The sequence below is a fragment of the Pseudomonas sp. RGM 3321 genome (genome assembly GCF_022836805.1).
Lineage (GTDB): Bacteria > Pseudomonadota > Gammaproteobacteria > Pseudomonadales > Pseudomonadaceae > Aquipseudomonas.
In genome coordinates, this window is sequence record NZ_JALHBH010000101.1 from 24,994 (window position 1) to 43,598 (window position 18,605).

Annotated in this window: 22 protein-coding genes; 14 read left to right on the forward strand and 8 right to left on the reverse strand. The window is 59.0% G+C overall.

The annotated features are described in order from the left end of the window. Positions 1-5: 5 nt before the first annotated feature. Positions 6-1,097, reverse strand: a complete 1,092-nt coding sequence (gene aroC, locus RGM3321_RS08595) for a chorismate synthase (RefSeq protein WP_244392614.1) — start codon at positions 1,095-1,097, stop codon at positions 6-8. Between the two features lie 141 nt (positions 1,098-1,238). On the opposite strand from aroC, the gene RGM3321_RS08600 reads away from it, so the two are divergent. Continuing rightward, positions 1,239-2,267 carry an alpha/beta fold hydrolase gene (locus RGM3321_RS08600; protein ID WP_244392615.1) on the forward strand — a complete coding sequence of 343 codons (1,029 nt, stop codon included), beginning with the start codon at positions 1,239-1,241 and terminating at the stop codon, positions 2,265-2,267. Positions 2,268-2,368: 101 nt separating this feature from the next. After that, entirely contained in the window at positions 2,369-3,172 is an 804-nt protein-coding gene (locus tag RGM3321_RS08605; protein WP_080395078.1) for a hypothetical protein, read from the forward strand. Between the two features lie 61 nt (positions 3,173-3,233). On the opposite strand, the gene prmB is transcribed toward RGM3321_RS08605, so the two are convergent. Beyond that, entirely contained in the window at positions 3,234-4,142 is a 909-nt protein-coding gene (prmB, locus tag RGM3321_RS08610) for a 50S ribosomal protein L3 N(5)-glutamine methyltransferase (protein ID WP_244392616.1), read from the reverse strand. Between the two features lie 262 nt (positions 4,143-4,404). Here prmB and RGM3321_RS08615 point away from each other — a divergent pair, with 262 nt between their 5' ends. From RGM3321_RS08615 to RGM3321_RS08635, 5 genes are all read left to right on the forward strand, one after another. Then, positions 4,405-4,995 carry a cysteine hydrolase family protein gene (locus RGM3321_RS08615; protein ID WP_002552839.1) on the forward strand — a complete coding sequence of 197 codons (591 nt, stop codon included), beginning with the start codon at positions 4,405-4,407 and terminating at the stop codon, positions 4,993-4,995. Positions 4,996-5,144: 149 nt separating this feature from the next. Then, positions 5,145-5,462: a hypothetical protein gene (locus RGM3321_RS08620; RefSeq protein WP_058401994.1), complete on the forward strand. Its 318-nt coding sequence runs from the start codon at positions 5,145-5,147 to the stop codon at positions 5,460-5,462. Between the two features lie 45 nt (positions 5,463-5,507). Then, a complete protein-coding gene (locus RGM3321_RS08625; protein WP_002552837.1) occupies positions 5,508-6,065 on the forward strand; it encodes a Smr/MutS family protein in 558 nt (185 codons plus the stop codon). A gap of 438 nt (positions 6,066-6,503) precedes the next feature. After that, on the forward strand, positions 6,504-7,049 hold the full coding sequence (gene folE, locus RGM3321_RS08630; protein WP_002552836.1) for a GTP cyclohydrolase I FolE: 546 nt from the start codon (positions 6,504-6,506) through the stop codon (positions 7,047-7,049). Positions 7,050-7,124: 75 nt separating this feature from the next. After that, positions 7,125-7,502: a glutathione S-transferase N-terminal domain-containing protein gene (locus RGM3321_RS08635; protein ID WP_244392617.1), complete on the forward strand. Its 378-nt coding sequence runs from the start codon at positions 7,125-7,127 to the stop codon at positions 7,500-7,502. A 21-nt stretch (positions 7,503-7,523) separates the two neighbouring features. On the opposite strand, the gene RGM3321_RS08640 is transcribed toward RGM3321_RS08635, so the two are convergent. From RGM3321_RS08640 to RGM3321_RS08650, 3 genes are read right to left on the reverse strand one after another with little or no spacing between them, the layout of a single operon-like run. Continuing rightward, the gene (locus tag RGM3321_RS08640) at positions 7,524-7,910 is read right to left on the reverse strand and encodes a lysozyme inhibitor LprI family protein (protein ID WP_244392618.1); all 387 of its coding nucleotides are present in this window, start codon (positions 7,908-7,910) and stop codon (positions 7,524-7,526) included. 30 nt (positions 7,911-7,940) lie between these two features. Further along, a complete protein-coding gene (locus tag RGM3321_RS08645; RefSeq protein WP_002552833.1) occupies positions 7,941-8,543 on the reverse strand; it encodes a glutathione S-transferase family protein in 603 nt (200 codons plus the stop codon). 39 nt (positions 8,544-8,582) lie between these two features. Further along, the gene (locus RGM3321_RS08650) at positions 8,583-9,749 is read right to left on the reverse strand and encodes a PLP-dependent aminotransferase family protein (protein WP_244392620.1); all 1,167 of its coding nucleotides are present in this window, start codon (positions 9,747-9,749) and stop codon (positions 8,583-8,585) included. A gap of 82 nt (positions 9,750-9,831) precedes the next feature. On the opposite strand from RGM3321_RS08650, the gene RGM3321_RS08655 reads away from it, so the two are divergent. After that, the gene (locus RGM3321_RS08655; RefSeq protein ID WP_244392621.1) at positions 9,832-10,302 is read left to right on the forward strand and encodes a MarR family transcriptional regulator; all 471 of its coding nucleotides are present in this window, start codon (positions 9,832-9,834) and stop codon (positions 10,300-10,302) included. 116 nt (positions 10,303-10,418) lie between these two features. Beyond that, positions 10,419-11,612, forward strand: coding sequence for a benzoate/H(+) symporter BenE family transporter (locus RGM3321_RS08660; RefSeq protein ID WP_244392622.1), 1,194 nt, complete (start codon positions 10,419-10,421; stop codon positions 11,610-11,612). Positions 11,613-11,642: 30 nt separating this feature from the next. On the opposite strand, the gene RGM3321_RS08665 is transcribed toward RGM3321_RS08660, so the two are convergent. Next, complete coding sequence (locus RGM3321_RS08665; RefSeq protein WP_244392624.1) at positions 11,643-12,587, reverse strand: LD-carboxypeptidase; 945 nt, start codon at positions 12,585-12,587, stop codon at positions 11,643-11,645. Positions 12,588-12,809: 222 nt separating this feature from the next. Here RGM3321_RS08665 and RGM3321_RS08670 point away from each other — a divergent pair, with 222 nt between their 5' ends. Further along, a complete protein-coding gene (locus RGM3321_RS08670; RefSeq protein WP_244392626.1) occupies positions 12,810-13,817 on the forward strand; it encodes an NADP-dependent oxidoreductase in 1,008 nt (335 codons plus the stop codon). 67 nt (positions 13,818-13,884) lie between these two features. Here the strand turns inward: RGM3321_RS08670 and pyrF are convergent, their stop codons facing one another. Beyond that, positions 13,885-14,583, reverse strand: a complete 699-nt coding sequence (gene pyrF, locus RGM3321_RS08675; RefSeq protein WP_058402064.1) for an orotidine-5'-phosphate decarboxylase — start codon at positions 14,581-14,583, stop codon at positions 13,885-13,887. Between the two features lie 291 nt (positions 14,584-14,874). Here pyrF and eat point away from each other — a divergent pair, with 291 nt between their 5' ends. Next, positions 14,875-16,239, forward strand: a complete 1,365-nt coding sequence (eat, locus tag RGM3321_RS08680) for an ethanolamine permease (protein ID WP_244392627.1) — start codon at positions 14,875-14,877, stop codon at positions 16,237-16,239. Between the two features lie 119 nt (positions 16,240-16,358). Further along, positions 16,359-16,526, forward strand: a complete 168-nt coding sequence (locus RGM3321_RS08685) for a DUF2897 family protein (protein ID WP_002552826.1) — start codon at positions 16,359-16,361, stop codon at positions 16,524-16,526. Between the two features lie 36 nt (positions 16,527-16,562). Here the strand turns inward: RGM3321_RS08685 and RGM3321_RS08690 are convergent, their stop codons facing one another. Then, the gene (locus RGM3321_RS08690; RefSeq protein WP_244392629.1) at positions 16,563-17,399 is read right to left on the reverse strand and encodes a transporter substrate-binding domain-containing protein; all 837 of its coding nucleotides are present in this window, start codon (positions 17,397-17,399) and stop codon (positions 16,563-16,565) included. Positions 17,400-17,648: 249 nt separating this feature from the next. Here RGM3321_RS08690 and RGM3321_RS08695 point away from each other — a divergent pair, with 249 nt between their 5' ends. Beyond that, positions 17,649-18,191 (forward strand): exonuclease domain-containing protein, encoded by a 543-nt coding sequence (locus RGM3321_RS08695; RefSeq protein ID WP_002552824.1) that lies wholly within the window; start codon positions 17,649-17,651, stop codon positions 18,189-18,191. Between the two features lie 112 nt (positions 18,192-18,303). After that, entirely contained in the window at positions 18,304-18,585 is a 282-nt protein-coding gene (locus RGM3321_RS08700) for a pyrimidine/purine nucleoside phosphorylase (RefSeq protein ID WP_004658419.1), read from the forward strand. Positions 18,586-18,605 lie beyond the last annotated feature (20 nt).

Consider the following 18,605-nt stretch of genomic DNA (forward strand, 5'->3'; position numbering starts at 1 on the left):
GTGCATTACAACTGCCCCAGCACAGGCGTATTGACGCTCACATCGGCGTTCTGACCGCGATGACGCAGCAGATGATCGAGCAAAACGATGGCCATCATCGCCTCGGCAATCGGTGTGGCGCGGATACCGACACACGGGTCGTGCCGGCCTTTGGTGATGACGTCGGCCGCGTTGCCATCGGTATCGATCGAACGCCCCGGCGTGGTGATGCTGGAGGTTGGCTTGAGCGCCAGATGCGCAATGATCGGCTGACCGGAGGAAATGCCGCCGAGAATGCCGCCCGCCTGATTGGACAGGAAACCCTGTGGGGTCATCTCGTCGCGGTGTTCGGTGCCGCGTTGTGCAACGCAGTCGAAACCGGCACCGATCTCCACGCCCTTGACCGCGTTGATGCTCATCAGCGCATGGGCCAGCTCGGCGTCCAGACGATCAAAAATCGGCTCGCCGAGGCCGGGCATTACGCCTTCGGCCACCACCGTTATTTTCGCACCGACCGAGTCCTGATCACGACGCAACTGATCCATGTAGGCCTCCAGTTCCGGCACCTTGTCAGGGTCGGGGCAGAAAAACGCGTTGTCTTCGACACAATCCCAAGTCTTGAACGGGATCTGGATCGGGCCCAGCTGGCTCATGTAGCCGCGAATGACGATGCCCTGGGTTGCCAGGTATTTCTTGGCAATCGCTCCTGCTGCCACACGCATGGCGGTTTCCCGTGCCGAACTGCGTCCGCCACCGCGGTAATCGCGGATCCCGTACTTGTGGTGGTAGGTGTAATCGGCATGGGCCGGACGGAACAGGTCCTTGATGGCCGAGTAGTCCTTGGACTTCTGGTCAGTGTTGCGGATCAGCAGGCCTATGGAGGCACCGGTGGTTTTGCCCTCGAAGACGCCGGAGAGGATCTCGACCTCATCGGCCTCCTGACGCTGCGTGGTGTGACGGCTGGTGCCCGGCTTGCGCCGGTCCAGATCGCGCTGCAGGTCTTGCAGGTCCAGCTCCAGCCCCGGCGGGCAGCCGTCGACGATAGCGACCAGCGCCGGGCCGTGGCTTTCGCCGGCGGTGGTGACAGTGAACAGCTTGCCGAAAGTGTTGCCGGACATGCGGGCGCTCCGAAAAATCAGCCAAAAAACCAGATCGTTAAACCAAGCGCGCCAGTATACGCAGGCTGGCGGTTCAGTTCATCCTCGAACCTTCTGTCACGCCGTGCGTCCAAGCGAGACTTTCCCTATGATGGCCTTGCGATGTTATCCGGTAATTCCCTGCTTCGAGTATCAAACGCGCTGCGTCTGCTGGCCCTGCCGATAACATTGACCCTGAGCCTTATCGCCGGAACAGCCAGCGCTGCGGCGCCCAGCGCGGTGCAGCGGCCGATCACGGTGGATACCGAAAACGGCAAACTGTACGGCACGCTGCTGATGCCCCGTTCGGACAAACCGGTCCCGGTGGTGCTGATCATCGCCGGTTCCGGCCCCACCGACCGCGACGGCAACAACCCTGAGGGTGGACGCAACGACAGCATGAAACGCCTGGCGGTGATTCTGGCCAAAAACAATATCGCCAGCGTGCGCTACGACAAACGCGGCGTCGCAGCCAGCAAGGCCGTCACGCCGGATGAACGCAATCTGAGCGTCGAGCGCTACGTTGCCGACGTTCAACTCTGGGCCAGAGCGCTCAAAGCCAACCCGCGCCTTGGCCAGCTGATTCTTCTGGGCCACAGCGAGGGTGCGCTGGTGGCGACGCTGGCGGCTGAAAAAGTGGGTGCAGCGGCGCTGATTTCAGTGGCGGGCACCGGACGGCCTGTCGATCAGGTGCTGCGCGAACAGTTTCAGGAGCGCTTGCCACCGGACCTGCTGCAACGAAGCAATCAGTTGCTCGATGAACTCAAGGCAGGCAAGACCGATGACAACGTGCCCGCCGAGCTGGAAGTGGTATTTCGCCCCAGCGTCCAGCCGTATCTGATCTCGCTGTTTCGCCAGGACCCCGCCGCAGCCTTCGGCGCAGTGCACATTCCGGCGCTGATCGTTCAAGGGCGCAACGACATTCAGGTGGGCGTGGGCGATGCCCTGCTGCTGCAAAAAGCCAGACCGGATGCCGAACTGGCCCTGATCGACGGGATGAATCATGTGCTGCGTATCGTGCCCGACGATCTGCAGCAGCAGTTATTGTCCTACCGCAACCCGACCCAGCCGCTGGCCAGTGAAGTGACCAAGCGGATCCTGGCCTTCATCAAGGCCCTGCACCACCCGGAAAAAGAATCTGACGCCAGATAATTGCAGGCCCTTCAGTCTTGGGATATCTGGCCGATAGCAGTTTGCTGGCTTTTTGTTCCGTTGCAAGTATCCCGGTGCAAGGCCCAGGAAAGGACACCATTATGACTGACGCGAATATCATGACTGAAACCACTGCAGCACCCGAAAGCGCAGAAGCCGAGGTTCAGGCACCGCCGCAGCCGTGGGAAGACGTTCTGCCCGAGAACTTTCAGATGTTGCGTCTGGCACCACAGCCCACCGACCGCGCCACGGGTGGGCGACCCTTGCGTTTTGTGCAGTTTGGCCGTGCCGAGCGGCACAGCAAGGAATTGAGCCTGTTGCGCATCAATGTGCAGCTGCCAGGCCAACGGGTTCGCAAGGAACAGAACAATCTGGATGTCTGGGCCGACCACGAAAAGCGTACTGTGCGCTTCGGTCCCGAATCAGGCTTGCAGATCGAGCCGTGGAACCGTGGCATCGGTCGCTTCATGATTGCCCATGCCGTGCATTGGGCGCAGAAAAGATGGTCATCCTACAAGATTGAAGGCGTAGCGCTGGCGAGCAAGGACGGCCTGAACGAAGACACACGCCTGCGCCGTGACCACTTTCTGCGCACCCTGGGTTTTGAAGTGGCGTACGCCGATGCCCAGCACATGAAAGGCACCATCAAGGACGTACACGTCGGCAACCTGCACAGCACCTGGAACAACGACAAGGTGCAGATCATCGAAATTCTTGAAGCTTCGCAAATGCTGGAGAAGGCCGAGAAGAACCTGATCGAACAGGAAGTGACCATTCGCCAGCACGAAGACCGGGTCGGCAAGTACAAGCGCGAGGACGCCGGTCTGCGCTTCACGATTGCCTGCCTGGTGACCTTCGCGGTGTTTCAGGCGGGACTGTTGATCTGGATCGCGACCCACCGATGAAAAAAGGGGCTGATCTCAGCTCCCCCTTCTCTCAGTCTTCCCTATCAAACCTTCGACTGGATCAAACCTTCGACTGGAACAACGCCTGATGGTTGCGGCACTGTTCTGCAGTCAGCATGAACACACCGTGACCACCCCGCTGGAAGTCCAGCCAGGCAAAATCGACTTCCGGGTACAGCGCCTGCACGTGCACCTGGCTGTTGCCTACTTCGACGATCAGCAATCCTTTCTCGTTCAGGTGATCGGCTGCCTGGGCAAGCATACGGCGTACCAGGTTCAGACCATCGCTGCCACAGGCCAGCGCCAGCTCAGGCTCGTGCTGATACTCGTCGGGCATGTCGGCAAAGTCTTCGGCATCCACGTAAGGCGGGTTGGACACGATCAGGTCGAAACGCTGCCCCGGCAAACCGTCGAACCCGTCGCCCTGCACGGTATAGACGCGGTCCTCCATGCCATGACGTTCGATGTTCTGGTTAGCCACCTCAAGCGCGTCATAAGACAGGTCAGCCAGCGCCACTTCAGCTTGCGGAAACTCATCGGCACAGGCGATACCGATGCAACCGGAGCCGGTGCAAAGGTCCAGAATCCGGGCTGGCTCGCTGGCCAGCCAGGGCGCGAAACGCTCTTCGATCAGCTCGGCGATAGGCGAGCGCGGGATCAGGACGCGGTCATCGACAATGAACGACATGCCACAGAACCAGGCTTCGCCCAGCAGATATGGAGTCGGCACACGGTCATCGATTCGGCGTTTGATCAGGCGTTGCAGTTCGGATATTTCGTCGACTTCCAGGCGGCAGTCCAGGTAGCTGTCGGCGATTTCCCAAGGCAGGTGCAGTGCGCCCAGCACCAACTGCCGCGCTTCATCCCAGGCATTGTCGGTGCCATGACCGAAAAATACGTCTTCCTCGTGAAAGCGGCTGACGGCCCACCGTATATGGTCGCGCACGGTACGCAAACGGGAAGTGATCATGGACAAACTCCTTGAAAAGGCGACGAGCTGCTGTAAGACGAGCCACGGTGAAAAGTCTGGTTCCGAACAATGCACATTCTTCGTACCCGATAGGCGTGGAAGTTTCCATGATTCGCGTACTGCCATCAAGGCAAACCGCCAGCCACACCCTCCCCCAACTGCCCTGCAGGCCATAAAAACCGTGGCCTGCGATGGTTGCCATTCCCAGAACGCCTCAGCCAGAGGACAATGTCACAAAAGCCCCACACCAAGGAGCCCGTGAATGTCCGATTTAAAGACCATGTTCCAACTCAGCGGCCGGGTGCATGCGCCCGCCAATTTGAGCAATGCGACGCTGATCATCATCGATGCCCAGAAAGAATACCTCAGCGGCCCGCTGGCCCTGACCGGCGTCGACGAAGCCCTGGCCAATATCTGCCAATTGGTCGAGAAGGCACGTGCGGTAAAGTGCCCGATTGTTCATATTCGCCATCTGGGCACTGTGGGCGGCCTGTTCGACCCACAGGGCGAGCGCGGTCAACTGGTGCCGGAGCTATTACCAAAAGACGACGAACATCTGGTCGAAAAACGCCTGCCCAACGCTTTCAATGGCACCGGCCTGCATGATCTTCTGCAAAAGCTGGGTCATCTGGACCTGATCGTCTGCGGCTTCATGAGCCACTCGAGCATCAGCACCACGGTTCGCGCTACCAAGGACTACGGTTATCGCTGCACACTGGTCGACGACGCCTGCGCAACCCGCGACTTGCCGAGCCCGCACGGCGTCGTCAGCGCACAGGTGGTGCACAGAACCGAGATGGCGATCATGGCCGACAACTTCGCCACACTGGCACTGACCAAAGACCTGATCTGATCTGCGCCGGAACGAGTGGTTGTGTGGGCGTATTCACATAACCGCCCATCCCTTGCCGGCCCGTATCATCCCGGAGGCGGGAACCACCCCTCCTTCTCCGGGTCAGAGCGCCGATACTCCATTGAGCCGATACCTATTGAGGAAAAGGCATGAAAACGTCAGATGGTTTCGATGCACGTCGCCTGCGCCCCAGGGGTCAGGGCAACTGGGGCAAACGCATCGGCACGCTGATTGCGCTGCTTCTTGTGGCGTCAGGCGTGTTGCTGACCGTTGCCGGTGTATCCAGCCTGACCATTCACCCGCAGATGCTTGGCGAGCTGAATGCCAGCCCGGGAGGCGCCGCATTTGTCGCTGTCGGCGGGTTGCTGGTGCTGTACGTGGGCGTCTGGCTATGGCGCCGCTGCCGTCGTCAGCGCAGTGCCAGCGGCTTGAGTATCTCTGCGCACCTGATGAAAAAACACAACTGACCCTCGCGTATGAACGGTTAGAATGGCTTCCTTCGCGGAGGCCCCATGCAAGACGACGATTTTTCCCTGTTCAGAAGCGAAACGCGCGGCGTAAAGCCGCTCAAGCATGAACACGCCGATGTCGGCAAACCCAAGACCGATCGAAAAATGCTGGCACGCCTGCGTCAGTCGGCGACCGTGCGCACCGATTCGGTGACCGTCGACGGTTTGTCGGATCAATTCGTAATCGATGTCGGTCCGGAAGATGTCCTGAGCTGGTCGCGCGACGGCGTGCAGGAAGGCCAGATGCGCAAGCTCAAACTCGGGCAGATCAGCTTCGAAGGCAGCCTGGACTTACACGGCATGAGCGTCGAAGTGGCGCGTGAGACGCTGTGGGAGTTTCTGGCGGAAGCGACCCGACTGGAAATACGCTGCGTGCGTGTTACCCACGGCAAGGCGGTACGCCTGGACGGCAAGCGCCCCATGATCAAAAGCCACGTCAACACCTGGCTGCGTCAGCATTCGCAAGTACTGGGCTTTTGCTCATGCCTGGCCAAACATGGCGGTGCGGGTGCGGTGTACGTGATACTCAGACGCACCATGATGGAAGGACGCGACGAGTAATCCTCCTCGCGCCCCTCTTGCCGGACAGCGATCTGCTGCCCGGCTGTTACTCAGCGCGGACCAGGTCCACCAGGTCCACCCCCTTCATGATGCCCACCGCCGCCGCCATGTCCGCCCGGGCCTGGCCAAAACGGCCAGCAGCCGGAAACCGACGACAGTACGATGGCGAACAACGCTATTTTTGCTACTCGACTCAACATCCGGATTCACTCTCTCGACAGGCAATTGATTAATAACCTGCACATTCAGACAGCGCCGCACCGGGGAAGTGGGTAGCGATCTGGTCGCCAACGTGTAAGCGTTACGATACAAAATGCATAACGCCCGGTTGATTTACAGCGCTGCCGTGCACCCGCACTCTTGCGTAAGTTACTATGTGCGCCGTCGGCGACGGGCCTGCCCTCGCACCCATCGAAACCCACACGGAAACACACTCCTGTGACACTGGAACAGAATTACACCGCCATACTCGGGCAATTGGGCGAGGACGTCTCGCGCGAAGGTCTGCTGGACACCCCCAAGCGCGCCGCCAAGGCCATGCAGTACCTGTGTCGCGGTTACGCGCAAACGCTGGAAGAAGTCACCAACGGCGCGCTGTTCAGCTCCGATGCCAGTGAAATGGTCATGGTCAAGGACATCGAGCTGTACTCGCTGTGCGAGCATCATCTGCTGCCGTTCATTGGCAAGGCACATGTCGCCTACATTCCCAATGGCAAGGTGCTAGGCCTGTCGAAAGTGGCGCGGATCGTTGATATGTACGCCCGCCGCCTGCAGATCCAGGAAAACCTCAGCCGTCAGATCGCCGAGGCCATCCAGCAGGTTACCGGTGCACTGGGTGTGGCGGTGGTTATCGAAGCCAAGCACATGTGCATGATGATGCGCGGTGTCGAGAAGCAGAACTCGGCCATGATCACTTCGGTGATGCTCGGCGAATTCCGTGAAAACGCTGCCACTCGCAGTGAGTTTCTCAGCCTGATCAAGTGACTCGTTCAGCCCGCGTTCACGTGCCCTGGCGCACGCTGAACGCCCGGCCGATTTCCGCCACTGTTCGCAAGAGGTATGACCGTGTTCATGAAAGCGTTAAGAGTTGGCCTTGGCCAGCTCGTCATTGGTATCGACTTCCTGACCCGCCCGAGCAAGAAAAAGCGCGATCCGCAGGCCCAGGCGGCTGTCGCTGAGGCGGCTCAAGGCCTGACGCTTTACCAGTTCCACGCCTGCCCGTTCTGCGTGAAAACCCGTCGCACCCTGCACCGTCTCAATGTTCCTGTTGCTTTGCGCGATGCGAAGAACAACGAGCTTGACCGTCAGACGCTGCTAAACGAGGGCGGTAAAATCAAAGTGCCTTGCCTGCGAATCGAAGAAGGCGACAAAACCGTGTGGATGTACGAATCCAAGGTGATTATCGACTACCTGAACCAACGGTTCGGCGCGATCTGAACACTACGTGCCCAACGTACCTCAACGCGGGCAACCTTCCTCGCGGCAGGCGACATAGGCTTGCAACTGCTTGAGGCGCACGCGGGTCTGGTCAGCCAGGCATTGCGACTGCAGCAACGGCCAGATGGAGCCTGAATCCTCGGGCTTGCCAGCCTGATACAGGCAATCGGCGTCACGCAGGACTATCCACTTCAGTTGTGCATCCTTGAACGCCTGCTTTTTGGCCGGCGTCTTCAGCCACGTCATCTGCGCCTTGTACTGCTTGTTGAGATCGGCATCGAGCGCCGCCAGCTCATTGGCGGCACACTGATTCATACTGGCCTGATTGGCATCACAATCCTGAGCCTGTGCCGAGCAGCCGATACCCAGCGCGATGAAAGCGGCCAGAAGTACCATTGAAACGCGCATAAATTTCCTTTTATTCAGCCAATGGGTGCATCAATCCAGCATACCGACATAACCCGGTTGCGCCTTGACCCGATCCAGCCAGCGCCGAATTCCGGTGTAAGGTGCCAGATCGAAACCGCCCTGATGAGCGACGTGGGTGTAGGCGTACAAGGCGATATCGGCGATGGAGAAATTCTCACCGACCAGAAACGGTGTGCGATCAAGCTGCTGCTCCATGACCGCCAGCGCTCGATAACCGGACTTCTGCATGGCGCGATACTCGGTCATGCGTTCAGCCGGCAAGCCCAGATAGAACTGGATGAAACGGGCAACCGCCACCGACGGCTCATGGCTGTACTGCTCGAAAAACTGCCATTGAAGTACTTGGGTGCGCAGGCGCGGTTCGCTCGGAAGATACCTGGAACCATCAGCCAGAAAATTGAGAATCGCATTGGACTCCCATAGACAAGTGCCGTCTTCCAGTTCCAGTACCGGGATCTTGCCGTTTGGGTTCTTTTCCAGAAAAGCCGGGGTCTGGGTTTCGCCATTGAGAATATCGACCGGCACCCACTCGTACTCGCTGCCCAGCAGGTTAAGCATCAGCTTGACCTTGTAGCAGTTGCCCGAGTTGTAATCGCCATAAACCTTGTACATCGCCCTGCTCCCTTGATGTGCCTGCATTGCCGGACCGAATCAGGCGGCTTTCAGATTCTGTGCCGCACGGACCACGGACGCCAGTCGTTTTATGCCTTCATTCAGACGCGCCGGGTCGATATGACTGAAATTGAGGCGCAGATGGCCGTGATTGGCGTCCGGGTCAGCAAAAAAAGGTTCGCCCGGCATGAACGCGACGTCCTGCGCCAACGCGGCATCCAGCAAGGTACGGGTGTCCAGCGGCTGTTTCAGAGTCAACCAGAAGAACAATCCACCTTGCGGGCTGTTCCAATCGGCCAGGTCTGAAAAATGCGTCTGCAAGGCATCCTCAAATGCATCCCGACGACTGCGGTAGAACTCGCACAGCGTCAGCAGATGTTCACGATAGTGCTCAGTGCCAATCCACTGCAAGGCCTGCCATTGGCCGAGGCGATTGGTATGCAGATCGGCGGACTGCTTCAGGCGCAACAAGTGCGGAAACAGATCGGGACTGGCGATCAGATAACCCACACGCAGGCCGGGCAACAGCGTTTTGGAGACCGTGCCGGTATAGATCCAGCTGGCTTTCTTCAGGCCGCTGACAATCGGCCTTGCACTGCCACCGTCAAAACTCAACTCGCGGTACGGCTCATCCTCGATCAACGTGACGCCGAACTCGTCAAGCAACGCCGCAACCGCATCGCGGCTGGCCTGGCTGTAGCGCACTGCCGAGGGGTTCTGAAAGGTCGGGATCAGGTAGGCGAAAGCGGGCCTGCGCTGCTCCAGGCGCTGACGCATGGCGACCAGGTCCGGGCCTTCGGCCTGCAGAGGCACGGTGATGCAGTCGGCACCAAATAGCTGAAATATCTGCAGCGCCGCCAGGTAAGTGGGTGCTTCAAGCAGAATCTCGGTGCCTTTGTCGATGTAGAGCTTGGCCGCCAGGTCCAGCGTCTGTTGAGAACCACTGACCACCATGACCTGACTGGCATCGCAAGCAATACCCAGGGCGCGAGCATCGGCAGCCAACGCTTCGCGCAGCGCAGGTTCGCCCTCGCTCATGCCGTACTGGCCCAGAGAAACAGGCATGTCAGCCCACTCGACTTTGGGCAGCATCGACTCGGCAGGCAGACCACCGGCGAATGACATCACTTGCGGACGCTGAGCGGCGGCGAGGATCTCGCGAATCAGAGAACTTTTCAGACGGGAAACGCGTTCGGAAAAAGCCATGGCACTTACCTGTAGCCGAGACGAAGAAAAATAAGTCAAACTTGTTGACTCAAATTACGACGCCCAGCCCGGATACGTCAACATGCTTGACTTAAAAAAACCTGCCAATCAACAAATGGCCATGGAAGCCTTCTTCTTCGGCTATCAGGCGTTCACTGCCAAGGCTGATGAAATGCTGGCCAAGCGCGGCTTCAGTCGCGTGCATCAGCGCATTGTATTTTTCATCGCTCGCTATCCCGAACTGAGCGTCAAGGAACTGCTCACGGTATTGGGCGTGAGCAAGCAGGCGCTCAATGCCCCGTTACGCCAACTGATCGGCATGGACCTGGTGCACAGCACCGCCCCGGAAACCGACAAACGCAAGCGACTGCTCGGGCTCACCGATGAAGGTGCACGTTTCGAGCAGGCGTTGCGGCGTGAACAGGTAAAGCTGTTGCAACGCGTGTTCGCCGAAGCGGGTCAGGAAGCGGTGGATGGCTGGATGACAGTCAACCTGGCGCTGGGCCGGACACTGCAATCCGGTGCGTGTCCAATCGGGACTGACGTCGAATAAACACCACTGTCGCAACTGTGCTGGCATTTACTCATATCGCTGTATCGTAAAGCCGAGCGGTCATGCGTTTAGGCTTGGCGTCCTTTGCTACCTGCCCGCTTCAAGGAACGCCCTGCATGAACGAAACCCTCAAGGCACCATTGCGCCCGCTGACCGACTCATCGCCGTCTGCGGTGGTTGCCGGCTTCATTGCCATGATGACTGGCTGCACCAGCTCACTGGTGCTGATGTTTCAGGCCGGACAGGCGGCCGGTCTGAGCAGCTTGCAGATTTCTTCCTGGCTGTGGGCCTTGTTCATGGGCATGGCGGTGTGCAGCATCGGCCTTTCGTTGCGCTACCGCATGCCGATTACTGTCGCGTGGTCCACACCCGGTGCCGCACTGCTGATCATCAGTCTGGGTGGTGTGGCATACCCGCAGGCGATTGGCGCGTTCATGACCAGCGCGCTGCTGGTTATTCTGTGCGGCGTGACGGGCAGCTTCGAACGTATCGTGCGGCGTTTGCCAGCCTCGCTGGCTGCGGCCTTGCTGGCGGGAATCCTGTTCAGAATCGGCAGTGAAATCTTCATCGCCGTCCAGCACCGCACCAGCCTGGTATTGGGTATGTTTTTTACGTATCTGATGGTGAAGCGTCTTTCGCCACGCTATTCGGTGCTGCTCGCACTGCTGGTCGGCATCGGGATATCGGGTGCGCTGGGCTTAATGAACTTCAGCGACCTGGCGCTGCAAGTCGCCATGCCGGTCTGGACCACTCCCGAGTTTTCCTGGGCCGCGACGGTCAGCATCGCCATTCCGCTCTTTGTGGTGGCTATGACCTCGCAGAACATGCCCGGTGTGGCGGTGTTGCGAGCCGACGGTTACTACCCGCCTACCTCACCGCTGATATCGGTAACAGGCTTTGCCTCTTTGCTTACCGCACCGTTCGGCTGCCACGGTATTAACCTGGCCGCCATCAGCGCCGCTATCTGTACCAGCCCTCATGCCCACGAAGACAAGTCCAAACGCTACACAGCGGCGATCTGGGCCGGGATTTTCTACGCAATCGCCGGGATTTTCGACGCCACGCTGGCAGGTCTGTTCAGTGCGTTCCCCAAGGAACTGATGCTCTCGATTGCCGCACTGGCGCTGCTCGGCTCGATCACCAATGGCCTGACCGTGGCCATGGCCGAGCCCCGGGAACGCGAACCTGCCCTGATCACCTTCATGGTGACGGCCTCGGGGCTGACGCTGTTTTCCATAGGTTCGGCATTCTGGGGCATTGTTGCGGGCCTGCTGACCATGCTGATTCTCAATGCACGCAAGCCTGGATAAGCCTGCCTCAAGCCCACAGCAAAAGAGCGATCAACTACGGGCAGTGGCCGATACCAACAGGGTTCCGGCATCTGCATCAAGTATTGCCTGCGTTCCCAGTGGCACGGCCTGATTGAGATCTCCATGCCCTACCGGCAAGCCGCCGAGCACCGGAATGCCCAGACTGCCCAGCCGTTCCAGCAGCACATCGGCAGGGCTGATGGTGCCGCCGGTGTTCGCGGCCGGGGTGAACTCGCCCACCGCGACACCCGTCAGACGCGCAAGGATGCCGCAGTTACCCAGATGGGTCAGCATGCGGTCAACCCGATAGGCCGGTTCGTTGACCTCTTCGATGAGCAAAATCGCACCGGTCATGTCGGGCATGAACGGCGTCCCCACCGAGGTATCGAGGATGCACAGATTGCCGCCCAGCAACAGGCCCTGTGCGATGCCGCCGGTTCTGACCTTCGCCGTTGGCGAGCCAGGATCGGCCTTGAGCAATACCGGCTCGGTACTCATCAGCACATGGTGCATGCCGCTGACGAACAGGCCACCGCGTTCCAGTTGCGAGGCGACCGGCCCATGAACAGTAGCTAGACGCGCATGGTTCCACAGCGCCCCGTGCAGCGCGGTGATATCGGAAAAGCCGGTCACCAGTTTGGGGTCACGACGCACAGCGTCCATATCCACCTGCTGGACAATTCGCTGCACGCCATAGCCGCCGCGGTTGCAGATGACCGCACGGATCTCCGGATCAGCCAGCGCGGCGTTGAGGTCAGCAAGCCGCTCCTCGTCGGTCCCAGAATAGAATGAGTATTTGCCCAGTGCATGCGGATAGACGCGCGGCCGCAGCCCCCACCCCTTGAGTACTTCGACCGCAGCGTCGATTTTGCCAGAGTCAACCGGCCCGGCAGGCGACACCAACGCCACGGCGTCGCCAGCACGCAGAACCTGAGGGTGAAGCGTCGGTGTAGAAGTAGCTGGCATTACGGTCATCCATGCGTTTATAGAGCGATGAATCTAGAGCACTGCTGTAAGTGACTCAAGCCCTATCGGCAGTCAGCATGCGTCATCCGCAGATCAGTCTGAACGCCAAAGCCGCAAAGGACTCCTATCAATCACATGGATCAAACGGCATTCGCTTGATGATCGCTTCTTGCCTGAGCAACGCGGCGAGCGTTTGAATCCATCTTTGAGCCATTTTCTGGAGCCCCTGCCATGACTGATCTTTCCAACCGCCAGTTCCTGCTCGCCAAACGTCCGTCGGGCGATGTGCGCCGTGAAGACTTCACCTATCAGGAGGCTCCGGTCACCGCACTTGCCGAAGGCCAGATACTGGTCAGGAACAAATACCTGTCACTGGACCCGGCAATGCGTGGCTGGATGAATGAGGGCAAATCCTATATTCCAGCCGTAAAGCTGGGCGAAGTGATGCGCGCCCTGGGCGTGGGCGAAGTGCTTGAATCGAAAAACCCGAAATTTGCCGTAGGCGACCATCTGCAAGGCGCACTTGGCGTTCAGGATTACTTTGTGGGCGAGCCAAAAGGTTTTTACAAGGTCGATACCAGCCTTGCCCCGCTACCGCTTTATCTGTCTGCTCTGGGCATGACCGGCATGACTGCCTACCTGGCGCTGCTGGATGTCGGCCAGCCAAAAAGCGGTGACACCGTAGTGATTTCCGGTGCAGCGGGTGCTGTCGGTAGCGTAGCCGGGCAAATCGCCAAGCTCAAGGGCTGCCGGGTTGTCGGCATCGCAGGAGGCGCGGAAAAATGTCGTCTGCTGACCGAGGAGCTGGGCTTCGATGCAGCCATCGACTATAAGTCTGAAGACGTTATGGATGGCTTGAAGCGCCATTGTCCGGATGGCGTGAACGTGTACTTCGACAACGTTGGCGGCGACATTCTGGACGCGGCGCTCAGCCAGTTGGCGGTCGGCGCGCGTGTAGTGATCTGCGGTGCCATCAGTCAGTACAACAACACCACGGCGATCAAAGGCCCGGCCAACTACATGTCACTACTGGTCAACCGTGCACGCATGGAAGGCTTCATCGTACTCGACCACCCCGAGCGCTTCGCTGAAGCCGGTCAGGTTATGGCGGGCTGGATCAAGGAAGGCAAGCTCAAGAGCAAAGAGCATATCGTCGACGGTCTCGAGACTTTCCCGGAAACCTTCCAGATGCTGTTCAGTGGTGAGAACCAGGGCAAGCTGATCTTGAAAGTGGAGTAAGGCCCGCGGGCCGGACACCTCACGCTTCGGCGTGGGGTGCCTTGCGTGACGCTGTGCGTCCGTCCACTCAAGCCAGCTCGGCAACCACTGCAGCCAGGGCCTTTGCCGGGTCAGCTGCCTGGCTGATCGGGCGGCCGATGACGAGATAATCGGATCCGGCGTCCAAGGCCTGGCGTGGGGTCAGGATGCGGCGCTGATCGTCCTGTGCACTGCCCGCAGGACGAATGCCGGGCGTCACCAATTGCAACGACGGGTGAGCCGCTTTCAGGGCCTGCGCTTCCAGCGCCGAACAGACCAGACCGTCCATACCGGCCTTCTCGGCCAGCGCTGCAAGGCGCAGCACTTGCACCTGCGGATCAATGTCCAGGCCGATACCGGCAAGGTCTTCCCGCTCCATGCTGGTCAGAACGGTCACGCCAATCAGCAGTGGCTGAGGACCGCTGCGCCGCTCCAGCACTTCGCGGCACGCCGTCATCATGCGCAGTCCGCCTGAGCAGTGCACGTTGACCATCCACACGCCCATCTCGGCAGCGGCCTTGACCGCCATCGCCGTGGTATTGGGGATATCGTGGAATTTGAGATCAAGAAACACCTCGAAGCCCTTGTTGCGCAGGGTCTCGACGATATCGGCCGCGCAACTGGTGAACAGCTCCTTGCCGACCTTGACCCTGCACAGCTTGGGATCGAGCTGATCAGCCAACCGCAAGGCGGCTTCACGGGTCGGAAAATCCAGGGCGACGATGACAGGAGTCTGGCAGGCGGACATGAGCGTGGTCTCAGGTAAGTCGAAATCGGCGCGCATTGTAGCCGAACCGGCGAGCAGACGGGACCCGTAGATCGGCATTTAGCCAGCCGCCGTCGTAAAAACTCATGATCCCCTGCACTCGCAGCGACCATTGCTTCGGCGGCCTGCACCAAACCTGCACAACCCGATGAATCGGTTCACTGCAGCGTTCTGTAAACGACCCGTTTTGAAGCAACACGACAATGATCAGTGCACTGGCACGGCCTCTGCAACAGGATGTTTCAACGATTACCGAATCTCAGGGAGATGACCATGAGCACGCAACTCAAGCCAACGCTGGGCACGATTCATTTATGGGGGATCGCTGTCGGGCTGGTGATTTCCGGCGAATACTTCGGCTGGAGCTACGGCTGGGGCGTGGCGGGTACACTGGGCTTTTTGGTAACAGCCTTGATGGTTGCGACCATGTACACCTGCTTCATCTTCAGCTTTACCGAGCTCACTACGGCCATCCCGCACGCGGGCGGCCCGTTTGCCTATAGCCGCCGCGCCTTTGGCGAAAAAGGCGGACTGATCGCCGGTATGGCCACCCTGATCGAATTCGTATTCGCGCCACCGGCCATTGCCATGGCAATCGGTGCGTACCTTAACGTGCAATACCCGGGGCTGGACCCCAAACATGCGGCGGTCGGCGCTTACATCGTGTTCATGGCGCTCAACATCGTCGGCGTAAAGCTGGCAGCAACCTTTGAGCTGGTCGTGTGCATTCTCGCCGTGGCCGAGCTGCTGGTGTTCATGGGGGTGGTCGCGCCTGCATTCAGCTTCAGCAACTTCGCCCTCAACGGCTGGGCCGGTTCCCAGACCTTCGGGCCGGAAGCGATTGCCGGCATGTTCGCCGCCATCCCCTTTGCGATCTGGTTCTTCCTGGCCATTGAAGGCGCTGCAATGGCCGCCGAAGAAGCCAAGGACCCGAAACGCACCATTCCGAAGGCTTACATCAGCGGCATTCTGACCCTGGTATTCCTCGCTATCGGCGTCATGCTGTTTGCCGGTGGCGTGGGTGACTGGCGCACTCTGGCCAACATCAACGACCCACTGCCACAAGCCATGAAAGCCGTGGTCGGTAACAGCTCCGGCTGGCTACACATGCTGGTCTGGATCGGCCTGTTCGGTCTGGTCGCCAGCTTCCACGGCATCATCATGGGTTACTCGCGCCAGTTCTTCGCCCTGGCCCGTGCCGGTTACCTGCCTGCCTCGCTGGCCAGGCTGTCACGCTTTCAGACACCGCACCGGGCGATCATCGCAGGTGGCCTGATCGGTATCGCGGCCATCTACAGCGATGGCCTGATCAACCTGAGCGGCATGACACTCACCGCCGCAATGATCACCATGGCTGTATTCGGCGCTATCGTCATGTACATCATGAGCATGCTCAGCCTGTTCAAGCTGCGCAAGACCGAGCCTGACCTTGAGCGCAGCTTCCGCGCGCCAGGCTACCCGGTGGTGCCCGGTATTGCGCTGGCTCTGGCAGTCGTGTGCCTGGTGGCAATGGCCTGGTTCAACATGCTGATCGGCCTGATTTTCCTCGGGCTGATGGCCATCGGTTTTATCTACTTCAGCCTGACTGCCAAATCGCGCGCCGATGCACCGACCGACGCGATGCTGACCGGGCAGTAACCCAGAGACTTTCCGGGGTTGCGTGCAAAGCGTTTTGCACGCAACCCTGTCAAGGCGCATACACTTGAACCATTGAGCAGCCTCGCTGCTCAAACCGGTATCACAACAAGGAGAGCACTATGCCCTGGTATGCCTGGTTAATTCTGCTCGTAGCCATCGGCTCGATCGTCGGCGGTCTGATGATGCTGCGCGATACAGCCAAGAAACTGCCCCTCACCGAAGAACAGCTCAAGCGTGTCCATGAGCGCAATGCAGAAATGGACGCCAAGGAAGCCAAGGACCGTTAAATATGTCCGGGTGGCAGGCTGAAAACCTGCCCCGGCCTATTTCCCGATCTCTGCGCTGACCGGAAGCACCTTGATGTGAAGCGGCTGAAAGATCGTCGCCAACTCCCCGTCCGAGCGTAACTTCTCCAACAGCGCTTTGAAGTGTGGCACATCGATGTTGCCATTCGGACGCAACAACGCGTATTGACGGTAGATCTGATCAACACGTTCGGAGACCATTAACTGCGCCGCTTCATCTTTGTTATGCGCCATGAAATCAATCAGATAGGAACGGGTAACAGGCGCGATATCCGCTCGGTCGCGCACCACCATCAATAGATTACTGTCGTGAGAATAGGTGGACGTCACATTGAAGTGTTCACTCAGGTACTTCTGATCGGTATTGAAGTTGGCAAATCCGTAATGGTAACCACTGAACAGCGCCAGACGTTTGTCAGACAGGCTATCGAAGTAATTCTGCTCACGCCCTTCGACCCGCCGTGCTACATAAACCTCGGCATCTTCAAGGCCCAGGTCGACGGTTTCGTGCGCAATATCTTTCCAGCCCCAGTCAGGGTTCTCGAAGATCGCAACATCGAAACGCCCTTCCGTGAAGTCTCGAAAACGCCGGGGCACGGAGGTGGGAATCATCACAAACTCGTAATCGTCCTGCTCGGCATTCAGAGCATCGATCAGCTTGGGCAATAGACCGGCGTCTTGGCCCTTTTCAGGGCGCACCATATACGGAGGAAAATGCACGGCGGCCACGCGCACCACCTGCGCGGCAAAGACGTGGGACGTTGCCATGAACGGCACAAAGAACAGAAGGCCTGTGGCGAACGTCCGCGCGACGCCATCAATTAATACTGCAAATATTTTCATAAAACACGACATCAATCAAAGCCCTCCACGCTATGCGGTTTCCATGATTTAAACAACTGTCAAATCAACGGCGTCAGCGTCGCTCACTGTGGTTACTATTGTGCACCGCTGCGATGAACTCGCGTGAGGCACCAATGCAATTAGCAGTGGTCACTGTAAGGGCAGTTATAAAAACGATATTGTCGGCGCAGCCTCAGGCGTGGGCGCAACAGGCTAATCTGGCTACGCTGAAGCCATTGACTATCGTAAGGGAGCTTGATGATGCCGCATTGGCTGGTGATTGATCTGGAGGCTACCACCGAAGAAGGTGGCTGGCCGGTCGCAGAAATGGAAGTCATTGAAATAGGCGCGACGCTGGTCAATCAGGACGGGCGCGAGCTGGACCATTTCGAGCGGTTCGTACGCCCCGCACGCAGGCCCGTGCTGACTCATTTTTGCCGAGAGCTCACCCACATCAATCAAAGCAGTATCGACAGTGCTGCGCCCCTGACGGCCGTGTGGCCTCAGTTCGAGCGCTGGTTGAGCCATCACCGTGCCCGCGTGCTGGGTTGGGCCAGTTGGGGGGATTACGACCGCCAGCAACTGGAAGAGGAATGGCGCTACCACCGCCTCGACAGCGCATTGTCGAGCATGCCGCACGTCAATCTCAAACAGCGATTCGCCCAGGCCCGTCAGTTGCAAAAGCCGATGGGGTTGAACAGCGCCCTGCAACTGGCAGGCATGCAATTCACAGGTCAGCAACACCGCGCACTGGTTGATGCACGCAATACCGCCCGGCTTTTGCCGCTGATACTGCCTAACTAAACGCTACTGCGAGTCGTCGTTTGTTCAGCGTCGACTAGCAAGGGGCGTGACGAGTTTTACCGTGTTGGGCATACTGGCGAGCCATTTCCAGCCCTTTCAAAAGGAATCGCCCATGTTCAAGGTCAACGAGTACTTCGACGGCACCGTCAAATCCATCGCCTTCAGCCAGGTCGACGGTCAGGCAACCATCGGTGTCATGGCGGCGGGCGAATATGAGTTCGGTACAGCGCAACGGGAAATCATGCACGTGATCTCCGGTGAGTTGAACGTGAAGCTCCCGGACAGCACCGACTGGGAAACTTTCTCCACCGGCAGCCAGTTCAATGTCCCGGCCAACAGCAAGTTCCAGCTCAAGGTCAGCGTTGATACCGCTTACCTGTGCGAATACCGCTGAGACTGAACACGTGGGGGGCC

Bases quoted from the DNA above. Each gene is read 5' to 3' on its own strand.
- aroC (WP_244392614.1), bottom strand. From the start codon at position 1,097: ATGTCCGGCAACACTTTCGGCAAGCTGTTCACTGTCACCACCGCCGGC.
- RGM3321_RS08600 (WP_244392615.1), top strand. From the start codon at position 1,239: ATGTTATCCGGTAATTCCCTGCTTCGAGTATCAAACGCGCTGCGTCTG.
- RGM3321_RS08605 (WP_080395078.1), top strand. From the start codon at position 2,369: ATGACTGACGCGAATATCATGACTGAAACCACTGCAGCACCCGAAAGC.
- prmB (WP_244392616.1), bottom strand. From the start codon at position 4,142: ATGATCACTTCCCGTTTGCGTACCGTGCGCGACCATATACGGTGGGCC.
- RGM3321_RS08615 (WP_002552839.1), top strand. From the start codon at position 4,405: ATGTCCGATTTAAAGACCATGTTCCAACTCAGCGGCCGGGTGCATGCG.
- RGM3321_RS08620 (WP_058401994.1), top strand. From the start codon at position 5,145: ATGAAAACGTCAGATGGTTTCGATGCACGTCGCCTGCGCCCCAGGGGT.
- RGM3321_RS08625 (WP_002552837.1), top strand. From the start codon at position 5,508: ATGCAAGACGACGATTTTTCCCTGTTCAGAAGCGAAACGCGCGGCGTA.
- RGM3321_RS08635 (WP_244392617.1), top strand. From the start codon at position 7,125: ATGACCGTGTTCATGAAAGCGTTAAGAGTTGGCCTTGGCCAGCTCGTC.
- RGM3321_RS08640 (WP_244392618.1), bottom strand. From the start codon at position 7,910: ATGCGCGTTTCAATGGTACTTCTGGCCGCTTTCATCGCGCTGGGTATC.
- RGM3321_RS08645 (WP_002552833.1), bottom strand. From the start codon at position 8,543: ATGTACAAGGTTTATGGCGATTACAACTCGGGCAACTGCTACAAGGTC.
- RGM3321_RS08650 (WP_244392620.1), bottom strand. From the start codon at position 9,749: ATGGCTTTTTCCGAACGCGTTTCCCGTCTGAAAAGTTCTCTGATTCGC.
- RGM3321_RS08655 (WP_244392621.1), top strand. From the start codon at position 9,832: ATGCTTGACTTAAAAAAACCTGCCAATCAACAAATGGCCATGGAAGCC.
- RGM3321_RS08660 (WP_244392622.1), top strand. From the start codon at position 10,419: ATGAACGAAACCCTCAAGGCACCATTGCGCCCGCTGACCGACTCATCG.
- RGM3321_RS08665 (WP_244392624.1), bottom strand. From the start codon at position 12,587: ATGACCGTAATGCCAGCTACTTCTACACCGACGCTTCACCCTCAGGTT.
- RGM3321_RS08670 (WP_244392626.1), top strand. From the start codon at position 12,810: ATGACTGATCTTTCCAACCGCCAGTTCCTGCTCGCCAAACGTCCGTCG.
- pyrF (WP_058402064.1), bottom strand. From the start codon at position 14,583: ATGTCCGCCTGCCAGACTCCTGTCATCGTCGCCCTGGATTTTCCGACC.
- eat (WP_244392627.1), top strand. From the start codon at position 14,875: ATGAGCACGCAACTCAAGCCAACGCTGGGCACGATTCATTTATGGGGG.
- RGM3321_RS08685 (WP_002552826.1), top strand. From the start codon at position 16,359: ATGCCCTGGTATGCCTGGTTAATTCTGCTCGTAGCCATCGGCTCGATC.
- RGM3321_RS08690 (WP_244392629.1), bottom strand. From the start codon at position 17,399: ATGTCGTGTTTTATGAAAATATTTGCAGTATTAATTGATGGCGTCGCG.
- RGM3321_RS08695 (WP_002552824.1), top strand. From the start codon at position 17,649: ATGCCGCATTGGCTGGTGATTGATCTGGAGGCTACCACCGAAGAAGGT.
- RGM3321_RS08700 (WP_004658419.1), top strand. From the start codon at position 18,304: ATGTTCAAGGTCAACGAGTACTTCGACGGCACCGTCAAATCCATCGCC.